This is a genomic window from Shewanella oncorhynchi (assembly GCF_012584455.1).
GTDB classification, from domain to species: Bacteria; Pseudomonadota; Gammaproteobacteria; order Enterobacterales; family Shewanellaceae; genus Shewanella; species Shewanella oncorhynchi.
The window spans coordinates 41,778-63,921 of the sequence record NZ_JABAEB010000017.1; the positions used below are offsets into that span (position 1 = coordinate 41,778).

Genomic DNA, 22,144 nt, shown 5'->3' on the forward strand with positions numbered 1-22,144 from the left:
AAGTGCCTAACCCTATAAATATTCTGAGGAAGACACTCGCGTAATGATTGGCTTTATGCCATAACCAACATACTATTGATGGCTTTTTAGGTAATGACCTTTTAGCTGAACATTTTCAGTCTCAGTTATACTTGTTGCTTATCTTGATAGTGTGTATATGGAGGTTGCCGAGTGAAGTTCCCTAGTTTGATTTCGTTTATGCCGGGATTGGCGCAATTATTACAATATGAAAAGCAATGGCTTAGGGATGATGTGCGCGCAGGCTTATCCGTTGCCGCTGTGGCATTACCCGTAGCGATTGCTTATGCCCAGCTCACTGGTGTGAATGCTGCAGTGGGTTTGTATTCCTGCGTATTACCAATGTTGGTATACGCACTATTTGGCACCTCAAAACAATTAATCGTGGGTCCAGATGCGGCGACTTGTGCTGTTATCGCCGCGGTTGTCACGCCCCTAGCTGCAGGGGATAGCATGAAGCACTGGCAGTTAGTGATGACCATGACGGCCATGACAGGCTTTTGGTGCTTGATTGCGAGTCGTTTTAGGCTGGGGGTGCTCGCCGATTTTCTATCAAAGCCGATTTTGATGGGGTTGCTTAATGGCGTTGCAATTACCATTATCGTGGGACAGTTTTCAAAAATCTTCGGTTTTACCTTCGATGAGCGTTATCTAATCGAACGCCTCAGCGGTGCGCCTTCTTACTTATCCAAAACCCATTGGCCGACATTGACTATGGGGATTGTGACGCTAGCGACTTATGCCTTAGTGAAACGGTTTCGTCCCCAATGGCCTGCTTCTATGTGCGCAATGGCGATGGCGGCTTTCCTTGTTTGGGTGTTTAACCTGACGAGCTTTGACATTAGCGTCGTCGGAGAAGTGACCTCAGGATTACCTTCATTCCAAGCGCCTGTATTTGATTTAGGTATCGCCCGTGAGCTTGTGGTACCAGCGCTTAACTTAGCCATGGTGAGCTTTGTGAGCATGATGTTGACGGCTCGAAGCTTTGCGGCAAAAAACGGTTACGATATAGATGCCGATAAAGAGTTCAGGGCGTTAGGAATAGCCAATATAGCGTCTGCCATATCTCAAGGTTTTGCGGTGAGCGGCGCGGATTCCCGTACTGCGGTTAATGATGCCAATGGTGGTAAGAGCCAGTTAGTGTCTATCATTGCGGCGGTATTGATTGGTGTTGTGGCGCTATTTTTCACTGCGCCTTTGAAGTTCATCCCCAGTGCCGCCTTAGGTGTAGTGCTGGTGATCGCCTCTATCTCGCTTATCGATTTAAAGTCACTGTGGAATCTGCGAGTGCGGGATAGGTCTGCTTTTCTACTTGCCTGTATCACCTTGTTCTCTGTGTTGTTTATTGGGGTTATCCCTGGGATAACCTTGGCTGTATTACTGGGTTTATTCCAGTTCCTTGCTACTGTGATGCGGCCTACGGATCAAGTGCTTGGTTTAGATAATAAGGGCGTTATCCGCAGTGTCGATGAATCGGGTAAAGCTAAATCGGTTCCAGGAGTATTTATATATCGCTTTAATTCACCGTTAACTTACTTTAATGCGACGTATTTTAAGCGCCGTTTACTGGAAAAGTTTATTCGGGAATCTGAGCCTGTTGATTGCATCATTATTGATGCAGTGCCTTGTTTTACCCATTTGGATTTAAGTGTGATGGCCATGTTGGCTGATTTACATCAACTGCTTAAAAAACGTGGCGTTCGTTTAGTGCTTGCGGGACGTAAACGGCAGATGCTGAGTTGGTTTGAGCAAGCGGGCATGCAGACAGGGGAAGGTGGTATTTTGATCCGGCCAGATTTGTATCTCGCCCTTAAAATGAATCAAAGCTATAAACAAGCCTTGGCTGAAGGGCAAGCGCCTGTGATCCAAAAAGTTCCTGATGACTCGGTATTGTTGCACAGTCATTTGTAGTTAACTGTAATGCCTTGTTTGATTAAACTGGGTCATAAAATAGCGCAGCTTAAGGTTGCGCTATTTTTTGTCTTAATTTGATAAGTAAATCAATGGTATGACTAGCCTTTTGAAGGTATTCAGTTTTACCGTTTAGTCTTTGAGAATTCTATCTAGGGGAATAAAACCGTGAAAACCATAATAACCCATAGGGCCGAGTATCAGACTCAGTAGGCACCATAAGCACTTTTTGTTGGTGCTGAGATCCACTTTACTTTTGAAGGCCCGAAGGGCAAATAGACAATGCAATAGCACCAGGCCCCCAAGCATAATAACGATATTAATATCCATATTTTCCAACTGTCTTATCCTTGTGTTCTATCATTCACGTCCTTGAGTCTTTAGGCGTGGTTACTTTTCTTGAGAATATTGTCTAGCTACGATTAGCTAAATTAGGTACCTAGTGGCAAATACCTTACTCGAATATTTTACCGATGGCTATAACATAAAATAAAAATAATCTTTAAATATTATTGGCTTACATGTCTCCTAACAAGCAAGTTGGAGAATGGCTAGCGTCCCAGATCACATATTTTTCCATCGCACGAATAAATATTTCACTCGAAATGAGGTTTTCTAGCCAAGCGGCGAGTCGCGGAAAATCATCACTCAGTGCACGTTTGAGATCCACTGCGGCAAATTGGCGTACAAAAGGCACGATGGCGTAATCAGCAACGCGAGGTGTATCGGCGACTAAAAAGGGGTGTTGCCCTAAGCATGTTTCAAGTTGCAGGAGGAAATGACTCGCCTGCTGATAATAATAAGCTTGCGTTTGCTCAGGGTAACGGTCGGCATATTTATAGCGGTCAAGCCATGGTTTAAATTGTTGATCATTTTGTGTGATAAGCTGTGCCATTTTATCTTCAATAGCAGGATTTTGCTGACACAATAGATCTAAGGGGTCTGCTTGCGTGAGTGCCCAGCGCATGATCTCAAGACTTTCGGCAATCACCTCACCGTTTGCTAGTACTAATACCGGCACAGTCCCCTTAGGTGAGGCAGCTAGCATTTGTGGTGGTTTGGCTTTAAGGGTGATTTCACGGACTTCAACATTGCATTGGGCTAATAAGAGTCCCAAACGTGCTCGCATAGCATAGGGGCAACGGCGGAAGGTGTATAAGACGGCTAGCGTCATTCGGATTTCCTCTACTGTACGGCGCTAATGCGATGGAAGTTGATGCGACTAAAGCTGATGTCAGCGTGTCATGCTTATTGACGACGCGAGTATGCCAATGCGAATGTTGCGTGCTAATCATGCAATATTCAAAGGGCGCAGATGGTAACGCTTTCATACTGGGATTTCTGCTTAAATTGCCATCATAGAATGATTTTTCTCACCACTGTGCGTAAAGAATTAAAGACCCTGTATTTTATCTGTGTTTATCTTGCTGTGACTCAGGTAGAATTCCGCGCTATTTTTGGGATCTGCAGCAAGGCTGCAGATGATTGATTTGTTTATGCACTGGAAATTAAGTTCCAGCCAGCAAAGAGGGTGTTATGGCTAAAGTTGTCGTATGTGCGTTATATAAATTCGTGTCGTTACCGCATTTTGAATCTATCCGAGCGCCATTGCTTGCTATGATGGAACAGGCCGAGATCAAAGGCACTCTGCTCCTCGCAAGTGAAGGGATCAATGGCACAGTTGCTGGCACTCAAGAAGCGATTGAAGCGTTATTAGTGTGGCTTAATAGCCAAAATGGCCTAGATAATATCGTTCACAAGTTATCATTTGACGATGAAATGCCGTTCTACCGCACTAAAGTCAAACTGAAAAACGAAATCGTGACTATGGGCGTTGAAGGTATTGACCCACTTAAAGTGGTTGGCACCTATGTGAAGCCTCAAGATTGGAATGCGCTGATTTCTGATCCGGACGTGATTTTAGTCGACACCCGTAACGACTATGAAGTGCAAATCGGCACTTTCAAAAATGCCGTTAATCCTGTGACTGAAACCTTCAGAGAATTCCCTGAATATGTGAAGCAGAATCTTGATCCTGCTAAACATAAGAAGGTCGCCATGTTCTGTACTGGCGGTATTCGCTGTGAGAAATCAACTGCTTATTTAAAAGAGCAAGGCTTTGACGAGGTGTATCATCTTGAAGGCGGTATTCTTAAATATCTCGAAGAAGTCAAAGCGGAAGAAAGTTTGTGGGAAGGCGAGTGCTTCGTATTCGATAACCGCGTTGCAGTGAACCATGACTTGAAGAAAGGCCAATACGATCAATGTAATGCTTGTCGTATGCCAATCACCGAAGCTGAAAAACAGAGCCCTGCCTATGTGCAAGGTGTCAGTTGCCCACATTGTATCGATAAAATTTCTGACGAGCAGCGTAAACGTTTCGTTGAGCGTGAGCGCCAAGTTAATCTGGCAAAAGCCCGTAACGAAGCGCATATCGGTAGCGATGTAAATCAAGTGATTGAAGCGCGCCGTGAGAAAAAAGAAGCGCAGCGTCGACTCGCCGCCGAGAAAAATAACGCGAAAAAATCGCAAGCGCTTTAACTTTATATTTCATTGGATTAGCTGTGAGTTAGTCATGAGTTTGCACTGAGCTTGTTTGTCATTCAGGTAGCTCCTACATTGCTTTCACTGTGAATATGGTTTGCACTATGGCCCGACTTGTTCGGGCCATTTTTTTATGCCGATTTTAGTTTTAGTGTGAATGTGCTTTAACTCATTTTTAAACCATTATTTATCATAGCGCTATGCCGAAAACCTTAAATTTATGATAACTTTCAGTCGCTAGTATTAAAAACGTTAGTATTAACAACGCTAGCATTTCAAAAAAGTCGAGTGCTATATACGAAGGGAGCGATTCAGTGCAAGGTAGGCAAAGCGCATGAGCATTTGGAAAGAACTATACGATATTTTCGATAAGGAACGCAGTCGCTGGCAGCAATCGAGCGCCAGTAAGCAGGCGATTGCCTTCGAGTTAAAAGCCAATTTGGGTTTTCTGGCCGATGCCTTAAGCAGCGGTTTGTCGCAAAGTGCGATCGCCAGCGGTTTAGAATGCAGTATTTTTGAGGCAAAACTGAAAGAGGGCGCAGCACTCACTGCGTTAAATCACCGTAAAGTGACACTGAAATTTATTGGTGAATTTGCCGAGTTTAATAAATATGTCGGTAAAGAGAACGACGCTTTAGTTGAGAATGCTTACGCTAGAATCAAATCGCTGCAGAAGTTAGTCGCGGCTGAGCCCAATAAAAATCATGATCTTAAGATTAAATCCCTGTTTCGCTTTTTAGTCTTTTTAGTGGCGCACCTTGAGGAGCAGCCATTGAGTCGCACATCAGCGAAAAAAGCCTAAGGCGGATGAGTGGCATTGGCTAGCTTGTTATTTGAGAGACAAAAAAGGCGCCTGTGGCGCCTTTTCTATGTTTGCGAACGTCATTGCTCAGTGTTTATAGCACAGTCTTTAAAAGGCATGTTTAAGAGCCATCTTTAGACTCACTCTTTAAAAGCCGCCATTGAGCTTAGCCCCTAGGTGGTTCAGTTTTGCTTTGATCTGCTTTATTGGGTTCTGAGTCCGCAGAACTTGGCTTGCTTGAAGCCGCATCGGCATCATTGTCTGCTGCCGAAGGCTTGGCAGTATCTGACTTTATCTGCTTATCTTTACCATGTTGACCGAACTGCGGCAGTTTGAACTTAGCACTGTACTTCAACGCAGCAAGATTACTGGCGATGACACCGACGATCAAAATAATAATGATCCAGACTTCTAAGGTCGACATACTCAGCTCCTGTTTCGAATTGACTCGCGCACACCTAACGGGTGATTAATCAACCGCTAAGCGTTGCTCACATTTACGAATGTCTTCTGGCGTATCAACTTCAATAGAATCAAAGGCGCTAATGGCGATTTTGATCTTATGGCCGTACTCTAATGCACGTAATTGCTCGAGTTTTTCCAGATCTTCTAGACGACCTAATGGTAGGGCGGCGAAGGCCTGTACGAATTTGCGTGTATAAGCATACACACCTAAGTGCTTATAAACGGGGTAATCTTGAGTATCGCGGCCAAAAGGAATACGCGAACGAGAGAAATACAAGGCGTAGTTGTTGTTATCGAACACCATCTTCACATGCATAGGATCGTCAAGCTCGGCTTTATTGACGATTTCAAAACCTAAGGTGGCCATTTCAAACTCACCAGGGTGACGCTCGAAGAGGCTGATGACTTGCTCGATAGAGGTTGGGTCGATTAGAGGTTGATCGCCCTGTAGGTTGATCACTAAGTCGTCATCTTTCAGTCCCAGTTGGTTTATTGCATCATTGATACGATCTGTACCCGAGGCAGCATCTGGGCTGGTCATGACTACTTTGCCGCCAAAACTTTCAACGGCCGCTTTAATGCGATCATCATCGGTAGCGACGTAAATATTGGTGAGGCCTTTGGCTAACGACGCGCGTTCATACACGTGTTGGATCATTGGCTTGCCGTTAATCGGGGCTAAGGGTTTGCCCGGGAAGCGGCTTGAACCGTAACGAGCCGGGATTAACAGAGTCACATTCATCAAATTATCCTACTTTTATCAAAAATATACAGTGTAGATATACAATGCATATAGACAAAAGGGCTCACAATTGAGCCCTTTTAACATGTGTTAGAGCTTAGATACGACGGAACAGGGCAGTCAACATTTCATCTGTGACTTTCTCTTCCCAACCCGCGCCGTAAACGTTAGCCCATAGTGGACCCATGCTCTTAGTCACGGCAACCATTTTCGCTATCGTTTCGTCTGGCAGATCTTTACAGATGTTCTTCGGCAGCGTGATGTTATGTTTCTTCATCATCAGACGGAACTCTTCAACACCTTCTGGATAGAATTCTTCTAACACGTCAAAGGCGATACAGTTGCCGATACCATGGTGGTAACCCAGGATGTAAGACAGACCGTAAGATACCGCATGACAGGCACCCACTTGGCTATACGCTATGCTCATACCGCCCATGAAAGACGCCATCATTAGCTTGTCGTCTTTTTCTACGTGGTCGTCTAAGTACACTTGGCGACATAAATCCATGGCTTTTTCAGCGTAGGATTTAGAGAACTCGTTTAAGAAGGTACCTTGTAAAGATTCAACACAGTGGATATAGCAATCCATACCTGTGTAGAACCATTGGTCCGTTTCTACGCCTTCGATTAACTCAGAATCCATGATGATTTGATCGAATACTGTGTAATCTGAGTTCAGGCCTAGCTTACGTACTGGACCACATAATACGGCGGTGCGTGACGCTTCTGCACCAGTACCAGAAATCGTTGGGATACCGATGTGGTGTACCGCGGGGTTCTTGATCAAATCCCAACCTTGGTACATGGCAGAGCCACCTGGGTTTGTCAGCATCAGCGATACCGCTTTAGCCACGTCCATGGTTGAACCGCCACCTAAACCGACGACGCTCACTGGCAGTTTGCTATTGAAAGCTTGAACTTGTTCAGTCAGGGCATCGATTTGAATTGTGCTTGGCTCTTCATCAACGTTAACCCAAATCACCATGTCTTGTGCTTTAGCAGGAATGCGGCCCTCAAGGGCTTTGCCTTGATGCACGTCATCGACTAAAAACACCACGAAGTCGTCGGCGGTTTTACGTTCAGCAGCTAACACTTCATCCAATTGGACGAATGAGCCACGGCCGAAGATCATTTTTTCAACTACTTTAAAATTCTTAAAACTCATTGCAACAAACTCCCGTAGAATTATTGGGCAAATGCTTTCTTGATGTTCTCGATACGCTCGGCGATCTGAGCATCGGTCCAAGACAACTTGATGAGCATAGAAATCGTGCGGCTCATAATGGCATCGGATTTAGGCACAGAAACTTGAGTATAGTCAGGTCTGTCGGCGATTAATGTGATTGGCAACGCAGCAGATGCCTTAAGCTCCTGAATGTGTTTCCAGTTTTTCAAATAATGCCAGTTGTTTACATACCAGTAGAAGCAGCCATCAACGCCGTTTTCAGCCAGTTTTTTGCTGATTTCTTGCGTGCGCGCTTCGGTTGGCAACATAAAGGTTAAGAAGCCAGCCGAGTCGCCTTCTGGATCTGGGATCTGGCGGAAGGTGACTTCTGGGATAGCGGCCATTGCATCTTTAATGGTCTTTTTGTTTTTACGTTGAATATCGATAATGGTATCGAGTTTACGTAACTGCGCTAATCCTAAGGCGGCATTCATTTCCGAAATACGGAAGTTCAAGCCAATGATAGGGTGTGACTCTGCACCGCGGTCTTTACCAATATGGTCATGGCCGTGATCTGAGAACATGTGCGCGTTGTTGTAGATTTCTGTGTTGTTAGTGATCACAGCGCCACCTTCACCACAGGTGATGGTTTTGACTGAATCGAATGAGTAACAACCCACATCACCGATAGTACCTAGGGCTTGGCCCTTGTAGCTACCACCGATGGCTTGGCAAGCATCTTCTAAAATCAGTAAGTTATGTTTTTTACAGACGGCTTTTATCTCGTCCATCTTCGCCATAGAACCGCACATGTGCACTAAGTTGATGGCTTTAGTGCGTGGGGTAATCGCGGCTTCGATACCTTCTGGAGATAAACACAATGTCTCATCGATTTCGGCAAAAATCGGAATCGCGCCTGCCATAAAAATCGCTTCAACTGAGGCTACAAAGGTAAAAGGTGGCACGATAACTTCATCGCCAGCACCAATGCCTGCAGCCATCATGGCCGTTTGCAGCGCAGCAGTACCGCTTGATAAAAGGTGAGCATGCTTCACGTTCATCTTCTCGCACAGTAGTTGCTCCATATCGCGCGTCTTCCAGCGATCATTACGCATATGGTCGAAGTTGTAACGGAAGGTAAAACCGTTTTCCATAACGTCAGCGACTTCCTGCTTCTCTTCAGGACCAAATAATTCAAAACCGGGCATGGAAGGTATCTCCTTAGAATTTGTGGCGCATAGGTCGCCTGCAATTAACTGGCGGATTATAACTGGCGTAATAGACCCTTGCGATGTTTTATTGCTGAAAATTGTCATGGAAAAAGAAAAACCTGCACAGGGGCAGGTTTTATCTGAGCATTGATGATGCTCTGCGGGGCGTTGAAAGCCTACATTCAGGCCGTTAGCGTGGATTGGCTAAGCCATATTCACGGTCAACCGTAACATCTAAATCTGTCAGTAAACCGTTATCAATGCCGTAAATCCAGCCGTGTACCGCCACTTCTTGGCCGCGATCCCAAGCTTCTTGCACTATGGTTGAACTGGTCACATTAGCAACCTGCTCAATCACGTTTAGCTCGCACAGGCGATCAAAACGTTTGGCTTCGTCCATCTGTTGTAATTCTTCCTGATAAATACGATAGATATCACGTAAATGCCCGAGCCAGTTATCGATGAGTCCTAAGCGTTGCTGACCCATGGCCGCGCGCACACCACCACAGCCGTAGTGACCCACCACCATAATATGCTTCACCTTGAGCACATCGACGGCGTATTGCAGTACAGATAAGCAGTTAAGATCGGTATGGATCACCATGTTGGCGATATTACGGTGAACAAAGACTTCACCGGGCATAAGATCAATGATTTGGTTTGAGGGTACGCGACTATCTGAGCAGCCAATCCACAGGTATTCAGGATGTTGCTGTTTCGCTAATTGTTCAAAAAAATCAGGATTTTCTTGGCGTATACGTCCGGCCCAGCGGCGGTTATTGTCGAATAAAGGTTTGAGTAGTTTCATTTTAACCTATTGTTTTATTGACATATAAAATGTCTTCTCATGCTCTAATTCATGCAAGCAGCACATTTTTAGCAAGAGTATACCAGCAAATTTGGCTCTGCTGGTCTATCCAATTAAGGTTTGAATCAGGATATTGAAAAATCGAGATTATTTTTTCTTAATAGTACTGCAAATGGATAAGCTCTCTCTGAGGGTTCAAGCACCATTTGATTTTGATAGTGTGTTTGTTGTTTATATCGCACAAATGCTGAGTGGAAACCTTGTCCGCCAAAGATTAAGGCGGACAAGGATGATGCAGTATGGGTTAGAACTTACTGATCACTTTCACGCTGTCGTTTACTTCGCTTACGTCAACAAATCCGATCATATTGGGATTGGCGGCAATCAATGCGAGCATTTCAGCGCTGGAGTCGACGACTTTGGGCGGTTGACCTTGGCCTGAAAAGACCAGTTTTGACCAATAGGCTTTTAACTGACTCTCGGTTTTATTAAGGATCTGTTTAACAAAGGCATCACGTGCGGGCGTGCCTTCAGGTTGATCGAGTGCGACGACAGTGCCACCACTGGGGAAAGACTTGAGTTTGCCTAAATAGATCCGTGAAATATCCGCAGCGCTAATTTCTGACGTATTAGAAGGGTGCACCACGACGGCAATTTCGGCTTGAACACAGGCACTGCCAAGTAGAAGCGCACTGGCGACTAAGGTTTTTATCATCAACCGAGAACTTATTAATAGTTTCATGCTTAACTCCTTAAAAAACTAAGTCTATTGCCATACTCAGCAACTGTTCATCGGAGGACGGTTTGTCGTTACTGTAGTTGGTGTACTCTAGTTTCAGTGCGGCAGAAGGATGGAAATCCCAGCGGGTGCCTATGATGTAGTAGGCGCTGTCTTCCTGCTGTGCTTCAAGCGCCGCTTGTGTTCCAAAAACAAGCGGTGCGAGTGCAGCTTGGTTTGCCGGTGGCAGACCATTGTAAACAGGTAACATAGCGTCATAGGCATCGTATTGGGGCTCACCTTTATCAATACCGTAGGTTAAGTGGAAGGTGAAATCGTGATAGCGGATCCCGCCGGAAACAAAGGTTGAATCTTGAATATTAAAGCTACTGGGATCGACATCAATTCGTGTGTATTCGGCCAAAATAAACCATTTTTCAGCATCATATTTAATGTTAGCGCCAATGAGTAACGCGCTGTCATTAATCGGTAAAAGATCATCAACTACTTGCTGAGTAAAGAGTCCTGTTTGAGAAATTGCATTACCTAAGCCAAGCAGTGCGGGTAATTCGTAGGAGAAATCGGTAACTATGCCAATATTTAAACCGTACTCAAACCCATAGGTTACAAAGTTAAAGTTCATTATGTGGCCCTCGGCGGAGAAGGGCGCAGGAGGTGTTGATGAACCTGTAGGCGAGTAGTCAGAAACTGAAGTGGTAATGTATTTATAGGTCAAACCTACTTCGGTATCGCCCCATAAATCGGCATAAACTAAGCCTACACCTTCACCTGAATTAAATGGCAGTGAATAAACTCCGCGGGGCGGAGTGATCCAGTGATAGGCATAGCCTACATCAATATAATCGGAGTATTTATAGAGATTAAAACGTTGGCGACCTGCCATAAGCATAAGTTTGTCGCTGATGTCATAGGAGATATAAGCCCATTCGAATTCAGCGCTATAATCGTTACTGCCTCTGGATAGCACTTGTGCAGTAGCTCTTAAGCCACTACCAAGATCGGCGGTAAATTGTAAGGCAACTTTGGAATCATTATTAAAATCGAGTTCTTTGTCGTAACCATAATAGCTTTTATCGTCACTTAGACTTGAGCCCGCGACAATAGAGGCAAATCCATTTATTTGAACATCGGCATAAAGAGACGGCATATAAAGTGTGCTGAATACGCAGAGGGCAACTGTACTTTTTCTCATGGCAGAATACCTTGTTGAGGGAATACAGTATAAAGGTAGTTGATAATTAGTAGATTTCACCTTTGTGCAACATTTTTTAAGCCGCTTGGAACAAAAACAACGTCTTTACTTGTTAATAGAGGTTTCACAGGTGAGTTTAATGAAATGTGGTGTGCTCAATAACAGACTTTAATAAAGTAAAGCCTAATGTATTTATCCATAAAATAGGAATTAAGTATGGGTGAGCAATATTGATATAAGCACATCTTGGTAACATGTGCTAAGTAGAAATACTCATCTTCAAGATGCGAGTTTTCGCACCTTGAAGCGTAGATTTAGCGATTGATTAATAATGTTTAGCCAGAAAATCGGCTAAATGTTGGTTAATAAATTCCGCTTGTTCGAGAGTTGATATGTGTCCTGCCGCAGGAATATGCACAAGTTGGCTGCCGTCAATGGCATCACTCATCAGGTAACTTTCCAATACGCTGCGGGCCTTATCTTCCTCGCCAGCCATGATGAGGCAGGGTAGCGTCAATTGCTCGGCGTATTCCATGGTATCGCGACGACCAAAAATCATTCGTCCAAGTTTAACTATCGTGGGGATTTGCTCCGCTGTGATACTGGCAAGTGACTGTTCAAAGTCCGTAACCAGTTCGGGAGTGTTATTTGCGGCATCATTGGCGAAGAATAAAGGTGAAATCGCACTGATCAGCGGCGCAGGGATCGCCTTAGCGGCGGTAATCATATCCAGCATGCCATCATATTTCGCACGGGTGACTTCGGGTTCGAAACCGATAAAACTGTTGAGCATAACGAGGGTTTTAACTCTTGTTGGTGCTTTCAGTACCAATTCTGCGCCCCACATAGCACCGACAGATTGTCCGACAACACTAAAGTGAGTTATCTCAAGAGCATCCATTAGCTCAAGCATTTGATCGGCAATATCGAGTAGCGTTTTGCAGTTATTGGGCAGTAAATCTGACTGACCATGGCCCCAAAGTTCAGGCACTATGCAGCGATACCGAGCGCTTAAGGTGGCAATTTGAGGCGCCCACATAGCGCTATCCCATAAATAACTGTGCCCAAACAACAATACAGGGCCTGAGCCGACATCAAGGTAACTTAATTTTCGATCGGCAATAACAAGCTGCTGACGGTGTGAAGAAAAATCCATAAAACCTACTTTATCAAATATATCATTGTGTTAAACCGCATTTTGGCGCCCATTTTGACGATATAGTGCTAGGCTTAACCTGTCTTGACTGACCTTGGCGAGTATTTCGTGATTAGGGCTGAGCGATACGCAGCACGTATTCATCTATTAGACTGTCTAATCGGGCGAGTACTGCATCTTTTAGCAACATATCACTGTTTTCTAACAGGATTGCCAGTTCGGCACGATCGAATTGTGGCAACAATAACTGCGCTACAGGGAAATAGCTAATATGCCAAGGCTCAGGACTTACCGAACTTTGTCCCTGCTGAAACGGGAAGTAAAAGCCAAAATCATGGGCATTTTCTACCAGCCAAGCATGCAATTTAGCGCAGGGACCATCCTGAACATATTCAGCTTCAACAAGGCGCAGGGTTTTAACATCAATTTGAGCCGCATCGAACACATCGAGATCGGTACCCCAATGGTGGCGTGAAGCGCCGGGCAACGCCGACCAGAGCAAAATAAAGTCAACTATGGCATCGTCACTTAAGCCCTGAATATTGACCGGTAACTCATTGGCATCCAATACCGCGCGTTTACCGCTAGCCTTGGCATTCCAAATTGCCAGTTGCCGTTCAAAGGGACGATGTGCCGAGCAAATCGCGAGTTTTATGCCCGCATCTTCAGCTTTTGCCGCCATAGACTTAAAGGCGATAGCTGTGTTCTCCTCTAACCCAAAGCTATGATAACCAAGGTGATACGGGCTTAAATAATCCACTAATTCAGGGGAGCTTAAGCCGTAAAGCTTTGCGGTTTCGGGACGGATCTTCAGATGTGCTAACACAGTAATTGTTCCAAAATGACTTCATAACACAGGGCTAACTGTTCAAGGTCGTCCACTTTAACGCATTCATTCACTTTATGAATGGTGGCGTTGACAGGGCCAAGCTCTAACACTTTGGCACCCGTTGGTGCGATAAAGCGACCGTCTGATGTGCCGCCTGTGGTTTGCGGATCGGTTTCATAACCAGTGACTTGACGAATCGCGATACGGGTAGCATCTAATAGCGGACCATCACCGGTTAAAAAGGGAAGGCCATTGAAAATCCAGCTGATATCGTAGTCTAGCTCATAGTCTTTTAATAGAGTTTCAACCCGCTCAATCAAGATTTCGGCGGTCACTTCGGTGGAGTAACGGAAGTTAAACATCACTTCCAGTGCGCCAGGGATCACATTCGATGCACCTGTGCCGCCATTAATATTGGCGATTTGGAAGCTGGTGGGTGGGAAAAACTCATTGCCATTATCCCAGTGCATTTGACTCAGCTCGGCCAAGAAAGGCGCGGCTTTGTGGATTGGATTATCGGCAAGGTGTGGATAGGCCACGTGGCCTTGAATGCCTTTCACGGTTAAGTTGCCGGTTAAACTGCCGCGGCGACCATTTTTGACCACATCGCCCAGCTTTAGGGTTGATGAGGGTTCGCCGACTAATGCCCAGGTGATCTTCTCGTTGCGCGCTTCTAAGGTATCAATGACTCGCGTCGTGCCGTTGATGAACGGACCTTCTTCATCGCTGGTGATCAAAAAGGCGATAGAGCCATGATGATCGGGATGTTTAGCCACAAAGCGTTCGGTGGCAATGATCATAGCCGCCAGTGAGCCTTTCATGTCCGCTGCGCCGCGGCCATATAAGTAGCCATCAATGATGGTGGGCACAAAAGGCGGCGTGTGCCAGCGGCTCACATCGCCCGTTGGCACAACGTCTGTGTGGCCCGCAAAACAAAAAACGGGGCCTTCATTACCACGGCGAGCCCACATATTGGTGGTGTCTTCAAATACCATAGGTTCGATATTAAAACCGATGGCGCTGAGTCTTTCAGCCATTAAGGTTTGGCAGCCTTCATCAAGCGGTGTCACCGAAGGGCGGGCGATCAGCGCTTTTGTCAGTTCTGTAACGGGATAATTGTCGGCTGGCATCATACTGAGAATACTCTTTTATAGGCGGTTTCATCAAAGCCAATCAGCACTTGTTCACCGACGACTAAGACGGGGCGTTTGATCAGTGTCGGTTGCGTCAGCATAAGTTGAATGGCTTTGGTTTGATCGATATCGGTTTTATCTGCGTCACTGAGCGCACGAAAGCTCGTGCTGCGCTTATTGAATACGGTTTCCCAGCCTGAGGTGTTACACCAGAATTCGAGGTCTTCTTGACGTAGGCCGTCATCTCTAAAATCATGGAAATGAACTGGAAGTTGATGATTTTCAATCCATTTACGTGCTTTACGCACTGTATCGCAATTCTTAATACCGTAGAGGGTCAAAATGATGCTCCAGTGTGGATGGACGCTTGGCTTGCAAGCATTGATTTTGCTGGCATTGTGGCATTGTGCGTCGCATGTCACAAGTGGGATGTGTTGCCGATATCTGGTGATTAATAAAACGTTAATTTTCTAGAGATAATAATCGCTGGTGACTTGCTTTGGTTTAACTTTTTAACACTTGTCTAACTTAAGTGCCTTGTATATATTGTTTTTTCATTAAAATCAGTTTGATTTAAGCATTGAAGTCAATGCGCTTTTAAAGGATTAAGATGCACAGCGATGTTTCATTGCAGCGATTTAAGCAATTTCCGCGCTTGATGTGGATATTTTTGTTTGGGTCTTTTATCACCCGTGGCAGTTATTACATGGTGTGGCCATTTTTAGCCGTTATTTTATATGAGAAATTTGCGCTAAGTGCCACTGAGGTCGGCATGGTCTTGTCCAGCGCCGCGATTATTTCGGTATTTACGAGCTTTGTTGGTAGCTCATTGTCCGACAGAATCGGTCGTCATAAGCTGATGTACCTGACGGGCATTCTCTATATCATCTCGTTTTCGTTATTGGCTGAAGCCAATTCTGTCGAGGGGTATGTGGTCGTGATGACCCTGTGCTCTATGGCCACTTCACTGTGGCGACCGCTGACATCCGCCGCTATTGGCGACATTATTGCCGATCCTAAGACACGCGAATTGGCGATGCAGTCGCTGTATTTTATCGTCAACGTTGGCTGCGCCGTTGGCCCTATGCTGGGGGTATGGCTTGGTCTTACGGGCAAGCAATCCAGTTTCTACCTTACTGCAGTGGCCTTTGCCGTATTGTTGGCCTTGTTATATTGGGGATTTAACCACCAAACCCGTCAGGAACCTGCTATGGCGACTGGCGCCTCATCGAGTGACAATTTAAGTGGCGATACGAGTGGCAGTGAAAGTGACTTTGTAAATGACATGACAAGTGATGGTGTTAATCGTGGTGTGAATGGCTTATCGACTGATGCAGAGGCGAGCACGAAAAAAGCGGCAGTCGTGAGCCGTAAGCAAATTATCGCCATTCTATTGCAAGATAAACTGCTGCAATGTTTAATTTTTGCCAATATTTTGTGTATGTTCATTTATGCCCAAATGGACAGTTCGTTGATCCAATATCTTACTCGCGCAGGTGCGCCTGATTTGCTGACGTTAATTTCTGGCATGATTTTCACCAATGCAATGGTGATTATCTCCACCCAATTTTTGCTATTGAAACTCATGGCCCGTTTTCCGCTCGTCAAACGGATTCAAATCGGATTGCTATTACTGATCGGCTCACAAATCTGGCTGGCGTTTAATCCACTGGATCTATTTTGGGGCTGGATTGGTGCGATTGTGGTGATGAGTGTCGCCGAGACTATTTTGTTCCCCACTATGAATGTGCATATCGACCGCTTAGCCCCTGATCATCTTCGCGGCGCCTACTTTGGGGCTGCTTCATTCTATGACTTAGGATTTGCGCTCGCGCCCCTTGGAGGTGGCATCATATTGGATCATTTTGGCGGTCAGTGGCTGTTTTTGACAGGCGCTTTACTCTCGGTATTGGTGATTTATCTGTACAGTATTTTAGATAAATTGCCGCGCCCCGATTTTGCCATGTTCAAAGTAGATTAGTTTACTAGAGTCATGTAGCCGTTATTCACAGGGAACGTGATGCTTAGCGTGAGAATGGCCAAAATAGATTCTCTTAAGCCTGTGTATCGGTGCAGCTTGGCGAATTCAAATACCGTGTATAGGCTTGGTTTTCAAAAACTTAAAAGGCTGGCTCATGATGGTGAGTCAGCCTTTTATTATTCAGAAAACAACCGATAAACGATTTATTCGAAATGGTTAAATTAGAGCTGTACCGTAAAGATCACGTCTTTGCCTGCGGTGACACTGCCTTGGGCTTTGTCGAGGTATTTGACATCTTCCATGTTCGCCAGCACGACAGGAGTGAGTAGGCTGTCTACTTGATCTTTTAGATAATCAATATCGAATGACAGGATCGGATCGCCGACTTTCACTTCTTGACCTTCCTGGGCTAAACGTTTAAACCCTTTACCTCTCAGCTCGACTGTACCTACACCAAAGTGAACAAATAGCTCTAAACCTTGGGGAGACTCAATACTGAATGCATGATTTGTCTCAAAAATTTTACCTATGGTGCCGTCGATAGGCGCCAGAATTAATTCGCCTTTGGGAGCGATAGCGATGCCATCACCGACAATCTTTTCAGCAAAAACCACGTCGGGGACTTTTTCAATGGCGACGATATCCCCGGAAACGGGGGCATATACCATGATACCGCCAGCTAATTGAGTCTGGCCCGATACCAAGCGCCTTATTCGGCTTAAAAATCCCATAATCTAGAGCCTCTTTTGCTTGTTTTTGTCATTGTTTTTGTTCTGTAACGCAGCATAACGAATAAATGTCTCTATTTATAGCTTGTTATACACTGTTGTAAGCTTGCAATTCTATCTTGTTGTAATGCCGTGTGCGCTAATGCTGAAAATTGTGTGATGCTGCCTTGGCAAATAGCTGCTTTCACTTCTAAGAGTGAGCTTAAGTTAACACTGAGTTCGTCCAACCCCATGCCGATTAACAGTGGCGCAATTTGCGGTGAACTGGCGAGTTCACCGCACAGAGAAACTTTAACATTAGCGGCCTTAGCTTGGGTTATTGTCATGTTAATTAAGGCTAAAATGGCAGGCGAAAGGGACGGATAGTCACGGGTAAGCTGCGGGTTTGTCCTATCGGCTGCCATTGCATATTGGGTCAAATCGTTGGTACCAATGCTGACAAAATCAAGTCTTGGCAGCATAGCGTTGAGGTTGAATACCGCAGCAGGGGTTTCGACAACGATACCGTAGCTAAGTTCGCCATAGCCTTTCTCTTCTTCTTCCAAGGCATCTTGGCACTGGGCAATGAGTGCAAACACCTCGTCCAATTCTTCGACTTGATTGACCATAGGGAACATCAAACGGATCGGGCCATGGTTAGCGGCACGCAGAATGGCCCTCAATTGGGTTTTAAATAATTCTGGGTGCGCCAAGGTGTAGCGAATGCCGCGAAGACCCAAGGCGGGATTATCTTCAATTTCTTGGCATAAACAGGGTAGTTCTTTGTCTGCACCTATATCTAAGGTGCGGATGGTAAAGGTTTTACCGCCTAGGGCGTGCAATGCATCGCAATATAAGCTGTATTGGGCTTTTTCATCGGGCAGGGTGGCGACGTTCATCAACATAAATTCGGTGCGAAACAAACCTATTCCATCGGCGCCGACATCGCTGACATGGGTGATGTCGTTGAGATTACCCACGTTTGCCATGAGTCCCACAGTATGACCGTCTTGGGTTTGCGCTGGGACATCCTTGTAAGTTTGAAGTGCTGCGCGCCTTGCTTGTTCATGGTGAAAGGTGACTGTGAGTCTTGCCTGTTGGTCTGGATTGGGATTGACACAAAGTTCACCCGCGAGTGCATCGAGCACTAAGGGCGTGCCGTTGGGAATAGAGTCTGCGTCGAACTGACAACTTAACATGGCTGGAATGCCAGCTGCTCTGGCTAAAATGGCCGTATGGCTCGTTAAACCGCCCGTTTTCAGTACAATACCGCAAAGGTTTTCCCGCGGCAGTAAGGCAAATTCGGCGGGGGTCAAATCCTGCGCTAATAAGATAGTGGGTCTATCGAGTTTTTCGAGTCCTTGAGCTAAATGGCCGTTTATCGCCGCGACGACTCTTTGGCCTAAACAGCGCACATCTTGGGCTCTATTGGCTAAATAGGGATCATCTAAGGATTGTAATTCATTGGCCTGATGGGCAAAAATACGTTCAACCGCCACACTTGCCGACAATTGTAAGGTGCGAATAGCATCGTTCACTTGCTCGATTAATTCATCGTCTTCTAATAACAATAAGTCGGCTTCGATCAACTGATAATTTTCGGAGTCACTATCGAGTGCAGCTTGGCTGTGGGTCAGTTGTGCCTGTAGTTCTTGCAAGGCTTTGGCAAATTTACCCTGTTGTTGAGGGATTTTAGACAGGGGAATAGGGCGATAATCGAGGTGATGTTCGGTGTGGAGCAGGTGAAGTGCCTGTCCAAAAGCAATTCCCGATGACACTATAATCCCCGTTATTGACATATCCCTTCCTAAATTAACCACTGAACTGAGTGTCCGTTAGCGATAGCGAGTCTAGTTGAGTGACGCTAAGCTTGTAAAGCGTTTGTATGTAAAGCATTAGCATGTCAAGACGGTCGAGACGAGTTTTTTGCGTGTCGGTTAAACCTGCCGATAAATGCACTTTAGCGCAAGAAAAGGCCTAGCTTAGGGTAATGAGCAGCTCAGAGACTTTCTCAACCGCGGCCTGTGCCTGTTCACCTTCGGCAAACACTCTTACCGTGACGCCAGAATATAAGCCTAAGGTTTGTAGCTTAAACAGACTCTTAGCACTGGCTTGCTTACCATTACATTCGACCATGACATCACAGTCAAAGGTTTTGGCTTCTTTAACCAGTAAGGCTGCTGGGCGGGTATGAATGCCATGTTTGGCGGTAATGGTGACTGTTTTTTCGTACATAGTAGATGAGCTCATATTTAAAGGGGTATTACACTTCGTCTTTCGATTCTATGATGTGATAGCCCTGTTTTTTCAAGGCGGCGATGGCACTTTTGAGGCGATTATTTTTTACTAAAATGTAATCGGTATCAAAGGTCGAAATCGCAAAAATACTGATTTGTTCGTCCGCTAAGGTGCCAGACACTTTAGATAAAATGCCTGTCATCGAAAATCCTAGTGGCCCGAGTACTTCAAAGCAACACCAGCCCGGTTCTTGCTCTAAGCTGTCGAGTTCCATTTCACTGGAAACGACTAAAGATAAACCTTCTTGGGTCTTACCAATGAAATACATGTCCTGTGCAAAAACCTCACTGGGCAATACGGCATTCGGGCTAAAGCTATGAATTGTGTACTGTTCAGGGTGAACGGCTAAGGTCATTCGCATGGCAGTGTCTCGGTTGGATTTTTAAGGCTAAAGCATACCGCATATCAAACGTTAGCGTGACAGAGAATTTGTGGTTAATGGGATTTTTTCGTTGAAATTTATTGTTGGTGAGATAGCGGTTAACAAGCGTTACCAGAAGGTTTACCCAAAGAAAAGGGCGCCCTATGGCGCCCCAATCGACAAGTCATGCCGTACTCATACACTTTAGTTAGATTTTAAACTGGCCTAAGGTGCGGGACATGTCTTGGCTAATGTCTTGCAGTGACTGAGCTGCATGGCTATTACTTTCGTTAGCTTTTACTGAGACTTCGGTTAACTCCGAAATATTACAAATATTTCGATTAATTTCTTCGGTCACCAGTGATTGCTCTTCAGTGGCGCTGGCTAATTGTGTGTTCATGTCACTGATATGGGCAATCAATTGCAGAATCGCCGCCATGGCTTTACCCGCTTCGTGGGCTTGGGCCTGCAGCTCATCGGATTGCAGTTGAGTTTGATTGTTGCTCTTCATCACTGAGCCAACACCGGATTGGATCTCGCTAATGATTTTTTGGATCTCATTGGTCGAGTCTTGAGTGCGAGTAGCAAGGGCGCGGACTTCATCGGCAACTACGGCAAAACCACGGCCGTGGGTCCCTGCTCGAGCAGCTTCAATGGCGGCATTGAGGGCGAGCAAGTTGGTCTGCTCGGCAATGCTGCGGATCACATCGAGAATGCTACCGATTTGCTGTGAGGCGACGCCCAGCTTTTGGGTGATGACTTCAGAGGCTTTTAATTCTGCCACCAGTTTTTCTGTGTTGCTGACTGTGTTGTCGATCACGACTTGGCTTTGCTGCGCTTGTTCTTTTACGCTGTTCGCCGCATCGGCCGCTTGCTGGGTGTTGCTCGCCATTTCATGGGTGGTCGACAGCATTTGATTGACGGCTGTGGCGACGCTACCAGTTTCTCTGTGGATATGTTCAGCACTCTGATTGGACTCCTCAACTGCAATCAAAAGCTGTTTTGCATCTTTATCTAATGCTTGGCCTAAAGGTTGTAAATGGCCGACCATGTCGCCAATTTTTTGGGCGAACATGTTGAAGGCACGGGCGAGATGGGCAATCTCATCTTTACCTTGAGCATTAATGCGCTGACTTAAGTCGCCTTCGCCTTGGGCAATATCTTCAAGGGCATCAATAGCATCATTTAATGGTGAGGTGATGGAGTGGTTAAGCACCAGGAAGAAGGCAAAAATCGGCACTGAAATCAAAAACATGATAATCAGATAGTCGATAATGACTGACTTTAAGCTCGCTTTGACATCGCTAAGATAGGCGCCTGTGATGACTGTCCAGCCCCATTGCGGGTAGTAACGGGCTTCAGCAAGCTTGTCTTCTATCGCGCGGGTCATAGGATCGGCGATAGGGTATTCGAGGGTTGTTTTCGATTTAGCACGCGCTAATGGCAGCATAGTGGCTAAGGGGTTTGTGCCATTAGGTAACTTGAAGGTTAATGCTGAGGTGCCAATAAGATTTGCGCTATCCCCGTGGGCGAGGATTTGATTATTATCATCAATAACAATGAAGTAGCCGGAACCTGAATAGCGAGTTTGATTGATTAAATCCGCGGCGATTTGTTTAGCTTCTGCTTCGCTAAACTTACCTTTGAGCGCATCCTGACGGTGCACATCTATCACACTTAACATGCTGGCGAGTTGACCGTCTATCTGCAACCATTTCTGCTCAATTAAATTACTGTACTGCTCTTTAATTGAAAAACTGGCAAAACACACAGTCCCTATCGCGGCCATAAGGAGCATCATCATTAAGCGTTGCAAAATGGTAAACCGGCGCAAAAACGTGATCATTTGGATTCCTTAAGGACTTATTATTGTGCATCAATATACCTGCGAATCAATCTCAATTGAATCGTCTGTGACATAAATTAAGTAAAAGCCGTTATAAAATATGAGTTTCTTTGATCTAAAGCAGGGAATAGTGATAGGGAACTTTAATCTGTTGCATTATGGGGCATGTTCTTATTAAGTTAGGCCGTTTTATAAGTCGCGTTATGTTGAAGGTTTTATCTGATCTATTAAAT

At 45.4% G+C, this 22,144-nt stretch carries 23 protein-coding genes; 5 read left to right on the plus strand and 18 right to left on the minus strand.

Translation table 11 applies throughout. The features are described from left to right. Nucleotides 1-171 precede the first annotated feature (171 nt). A complete protein-coding gene (locus HGO26_RS20330; protein ID WP_168827509.1) occupies nucleotides 172-1,929 on the plus strand; it encodes a SulP family inorganic anion transporter in 1,758 nt (585 codons plus the stop codon). 132 nt (nucleotides 1,930-2,061) lie between these two features. On the opposite strand, the gene HGO26_RS22410 is transcribed toward HGO26_RS20330, so the two are convergent. Both HGO26_RS22410 and HGO26_RS20340 read right to left on the minus strand, forming a co-directional pair. Further along, complete coding sequence (locus tag HGO26_RS22410) at nucleotides 2,062-2,259, minus strand: hypothetical protein (protein ID WP_028760072.1); 198 nt, start codon at nucleotides 2,257-2,259, stop codon at nucleotides 2,062-2,064. Between the two features lie 187 nt (nucleotides 2,260-2,446). After that, on the minus strand, nucleotides 2,447-3,103 hold the full coding sequence (locus tag HGO26_RS20340) for a glutathione S-transferase (RefSeq protein ID WP_168827511.1): 657 nt from the start codon (nucleotides 3,101-3,103) through the stop codon (nucleotides 2,447-2,449). 141 nt (nucleotides 3,104-3,244) lie between these two features. Here HGO26_RS20340 and HGO26_RS22315 point away from each other — a divergent pair, with 141 nt between their 5' ends. From HGO26_RS22315 to HGO26_RS20350, 3 genes are all read left to right on the plus strand, one after another. After that, a complete protein-coding gene (locus HGO26_RS22315; RefSeq protein ID WP_158683081.1) occupies nucleotides 3,245-3,418 on the plus strand; it encodes a hypothetical protein in 174 nt (57 codons plus the stop codon). Between the two features lie 47 nt (nucleotides 3,419-3,465). Next, a complete protein-coding gene (trhO, locus tag HGO26_RS20345; RefSeq protein WP_105252610.1) occupies nucleotides 3,466-4,470 on the plus strand; it encodes an oxygen-dependent tRNA uridine(34) hydroxylase TrhO in 1,005 nt (334 codons plus the stop codon). Between the two features lie 337 nt (nucleotides 4,471-4,807). Continuing rightward, a complete protein-coding gene (locus HGO26_RS20350) occupies nucleotides 4,808-5,275 on the plus strand; it encodes a hypothetical protein (protein ID WP_131524476.1) in 468 nt (155 codons plus the stop codon). Nucleotides 5,276-5,441: 166 nt separating this feature from the next. Here HGO26_RS20350 and HGO26_RS20355 read toward each other — a convergent pair whose 3' ends face one another. The 11 genes from HGO26_RS20355 to HGO26_RS20405 form a co-directional block, all read right to left on the minus strand. Next, entirely contained in the window at nucleotides 5,442-5,699 is a 258-nt protein-coding gene (locus HGO26_RS20355) for a DUF2897 family protein (protein ID WP_168827513.1), read from the minus strand. 45 nt (nucleotides 5,700-5,744) lie between these two features. Beyond that, complete coding sequence (gene kdsB, locus HGO26_RS20360) at nucleotides 5,745-6,482, minus strand: 8-amino-3,8-dideoxy-manno-octulosonate cytidylyltransferase KdsB (protein WP_028760067.1); 738 nt, start codon at nucleotides 6,480-6,482, stop codon at nucleotides 5,745-5,747. Between the two features lie 97 nt (nucleotides 6,483-6,579). Beyond that, complete coding sequence (gene kdnB, locus HGO26_RS20365; protein ID WP_113939602.1) at nucleotides 6,580-7,650, minus strand: 3-deoxy-alpha-D-manno-octulosonate 8-oxidase KdnB; 1,071 nt, start codon at nucleotides 7,648-7,650, stop codon at nucleotides 6,580-6,582. 20 nt (nucleotides 7,651-7,670) lie between these two features. Continuing rightward, nucleotides 7,671-8,858 carry an 8-amino-3,8-dideoxy-alpha-D-manno-octulosonate transaminase KdnA gene (gene kdnA, locus HGO26_RS20370; RefSeq protein ID WP_028760065.1) on the minus strand — a complete coding sequence of 396 codons (1,188 nt, stop codon included), beginning with the start codon at nucleotides 8,856-8,858 and terminating at the stop codon, nucleotides 7,671-7,673. A gap of 193 nt (nucleotides 8,859-9,051) precedes the next feature. After that, nucleotides 9,052-9,669: a carbonate dehydratase gene (gene can / locus HGO26_RS20375; protein WP_168827515.1), complete on the minus strand. Its 618-nt coding sequence runs from the start codon at nucleotides 9,667-9,669 to the stop codon at nucleotides 9,052-9,054. 304 nt (nucleotides 9,670-9,973) lie between these two features. Then, complete coding sequence (locus HGO26_RS20380) at nucleotides 9,974-10,411, minus strand: type 2 periplasmic-binding domain-containing protein (protein WP_028760063.1); 438 nt, start codon at nucleotides 10,409-10,411, stop codon at nucleotides 9,974-9,976. 10 nt (nucleotides 10,412-10,421) lie between these two features. Further along, the gene (locus HGO26_RS20385) at nucleotides 10,422-11,600 is read right to left on the minus strand and encodes a porin (RefSeq protein ID WP_168827517.1); all 1,179 of its coding nucleotides are present in this window, start codon (nucleotides 11,598-11,600) and stop codon (nucleotides 10,422-10,424) included. A gap of 325 nt (nucleotides 11,601-11,925) precedes the next feature. Beyond that, nucleotides 11,926-12,756, minus strand: a complete 831-nt coding sequence (locus HGO26_RS20390) for an alpha/beta fold hydrolase (protein ID WP_168827519.1) — start codon at nucleotides 12,754-12,756, stop codon at nucleotides 11,926-11,928. Nucleotides 12,757-12,868: 112 nt separating this feature from the next. Further along, nucleotides 12,869-13,582 carry a D-alanyl-D-alanine carboxypeptidase family protein gene (locus HGO26_RS20395; RefSeq protein ID WP_168827521.1) on the minus strand — a complete coding sequence of 238 codons (714 nt, stop codon included), beginning with the start codon at nucleotides 13,580-13,582 and terminating at the stop codon, nucleotides 12,869-12,871. Next, nucleotides 13,576-14,715, minus strand: coding sequence for a succinyl-diaminopimelate desuccinylase (dapE, locus tag HGO26_RS20400; protein ID WP_211085980.1), 1,140 nt, complete (start codon nucleotides 14,713-14,715; stop codon nucleotides 13,576-13,578). Before dapE ends, HGO26_RS20395 begins: the two co-directional genes overlap by 7 nt. Beyond that, on the minus strand, nucleotides 14,715-15,059 hold the full coding sequence (locus HGO26_RS20405; RefSeq protein WP_168827525.1) for an ArsC family reductase: 345 nt from the start codon (nucleotides 15,057-15,059) through the stop codon (nucleotides 14,715-14,717). The genes dapE and HGO26_RS20405 overlap by 1 nt, the downstream gene beginning before the upstream one ends. A 269-nt stretch (nucleotides 15,060-15,328) precedes the next feature. Here HGO26_RS20405 and HGO26_RS20410 point away from each other — a divergent pair, with 269 nt between their 5' ends. Continuing rightward, nucleotides 15,329-16,699, plus strand: coding sequence for an MFS transporter (locus HGO26_RS20410; protein ID WP_168827527.1), 1,371 nt, complete (start codon nucleotides 15,329-15,331; stop codon nucleotides 16,697-16,699). Nucleotides 16,700-16,920: 221 nt separating this feature from the next. On the opposite strand, the gene crr is transcribed toward HGO26_RS20410, so the two are convergent. From crr to HGO26_RS20435, 5 genes are all read right to left on the minus strand, one after another. After that, a complete protein-coding gene (gene crr / locus HGO26_RS20415; protein ID WP_006081821.1) occupies nucleotides 16,921-17,430 on the minus strand; it encodes a PTS glucose transporter subunit IIA in 510 nt (169 codons plus the stop codon). Between the two features lie 71 nt (nucleotides 17,431-17,501). Further along, a complete protein-coding gene (ptsP, locus tag HGO26_RS20420) occupies nucleotides 17,502-19,205 on the minus strand; it encodes a phosphoenolpyruvate--protein phosphotransferase (RefSeq protein WP_168827529.1) in 1,704 nt (567 codons plus the stop codon). Nucleotides 19,206-19,383: 178 nt separating this feature from the next. Further along, nucleotides 19,384-19,641: an HPr family phosphocarrier protein gene (locus HGO26_RS20425; RefSeq protein WP_028760055.1), complete on the minus strand. Its 258-nt coding sequence runs from the start codon at nucleotides 19,639-19,641 to the stop codon at nucleotides 19,384-19,386. A 28-nt stretch (nucleotides 19,642-19,669) separates the two neighbouring features. Next, a complete protein-coding gene (locus HGO26_RS20430; protein ID WP_028760054.1) occupies nucleotides 19,670-20,065 on the minus strand; it encodes an ACT domain-containing protein in 396 nt (131 codons plus the stop codon). 208 nt (nucleotides 20,066-20,273) lie between these two features. Then, on the minus strand, nucleotides 20,274-21,911 hold the full coding sequence (locus tag HGO26_RS20435; protein ID WP_028760053.1) for a methyl-accepting chemotaxis protein: 1,638 nt from the start codon (nucleotides 21,909-21,911) through the stop codon (nucleotides 20,274-20,276). Nucleotides 21,912-22,144 lie beyond the last annotated feature (233 nt).

Bases quoted from the DNA above. Each gene is read 5' to 3' on its own strand.
- HGO26_RS22410 (WP_028760072.1), bottom strand. From the start codon at position 2,259: ATGGATATTAATATCGTTATTATGCTTGGGGGCCTGGTGCTATTGCAT.
- HGO26_RS20340 (WP_168827511.1), bottom strand. From the start codon at position 3,103: ATGACGCTAGCCGTCTTATACACCTTCCGCCGTTGCCCCTATGCTATG.
- HGO26_RS22315 (WP_158683081.1), top strand. From the start codon at position 3,245: ATGGTAACGCTTTCATACTGGGATTTCTGCTTAAATTGCCATCATAGA.
- trhO (WP_105252610.1), top strand. From the start codon at position 3,466: ATGGCTAAAGTTGTCGTATGTGCGTTATATAAATTCGTGTCGTTACCG.
- HGO26_RS20350 (WP_131524476.1), top strand. From the start codon at position 4,808: ATGAGCATTTGGAAAGAACTATACGATATTTTCGATAAGGAACGCAGT.
- HGO26_RS20355 (WP_168827513.1), bottom strand. From the start codon at position 5,699: ATGTCGACCTTAGAAGTCTGGATCATTATTATTTTGATCGTCGGTGTC.
- kdsB (WP_028760067.1), bottom strand. From the start codon at position 6,482: ATGAATGTGACTCTGTTAATCCCGGCTCGTTACGGTTCAAGCCGCTTC.
- kdnB (WP_113939602.1), bottom strand. From the start codon at position 7,650: ATGAGTTTTAAGAATTTTAAAGTAGTTGAAAAAATGATCTTCGGCCGT.
- kdnA (WP_028760065.1), bottom strand. From the start codon at position 8,858: ATGCCCGGTTTTGAATTATTTGGTCCTGAAGAGAAGCAGGAAGTCGCT.
- can (WP_168827515.1), bottom strand. From the start codon at position 9,669: ATGAAACTACTCAAACCTTTATTCGACAATAACCGCCGCTGGGCCGGA.
- HGO26_RS20380 (WP_028760063.1), bottom strand. From the start codon at position 10,411: ATGAAACTATTAATAAGTTCTCGGTTGATGATAAAAACCTTAGTCGCC.
- HGO26_RS20385 (WP_168827517.1), bottom strand. From the start codon at position 11,600: ATGAGAAAAAGTACAGTTGCCCTCTGCGTATTCAGCACACTTTATATG.
- HGO26_RS20390 (WP_168827519.1), bottom strand. From the start codon at position 12,756: ATGGATTTTTCTTCACACCGTCAGCAGCTTGTTATTGCCGATCGAAAA.
- dapE (WP_211085980.1), bottom strand. From the start codon at position 14,715: ATGCCAGCCGACAATTATCCCGTTACAGAACTGACAAAAGCGCTGATC.
- HGO26_RS20410 (WP_168827527.1), top strand. From the start codon at position 15,329: ATGCACAGCGATGTTTCATTGCAGCGATTTAAGCAATTTCCGCGCTTG.
- crr (WP_006081821.1), bottom strand. From the start codon at position 17,430: ATGGGATTTTTAAGCCGAATAAGGCGCTTGGTATCGGGCCAGACTCAA.
- ptsP (WP_168827529.1), bottom strand. From the start codon at position 19,205: ATGTCAATAACGGGGATTATAGTGTCATCGGGAATTGCTTTTGGACAG.
- HGO26_RS20425 (WP_028760055.1), bottom strand. From the start codon at position 19,641: ATGTACGAAAAAACAGTCACCATTACCGCCAAACATGGCATTCATACC.
- HGO26_RS20430 (WP_028760054.1), bottom strand. From the start codon at position 20,065: ATGCGAATGACCTTAGCCGTTCACCCTGAACAGTACACAATTCATAGC.
- HGO26_RS20435 (WP_028760053.1), bottom strand. From the start codon at position 21,911: ATGATCACGTTTTTGCGCCGGTTTACCATTTTGCAACGCTTAATGATG.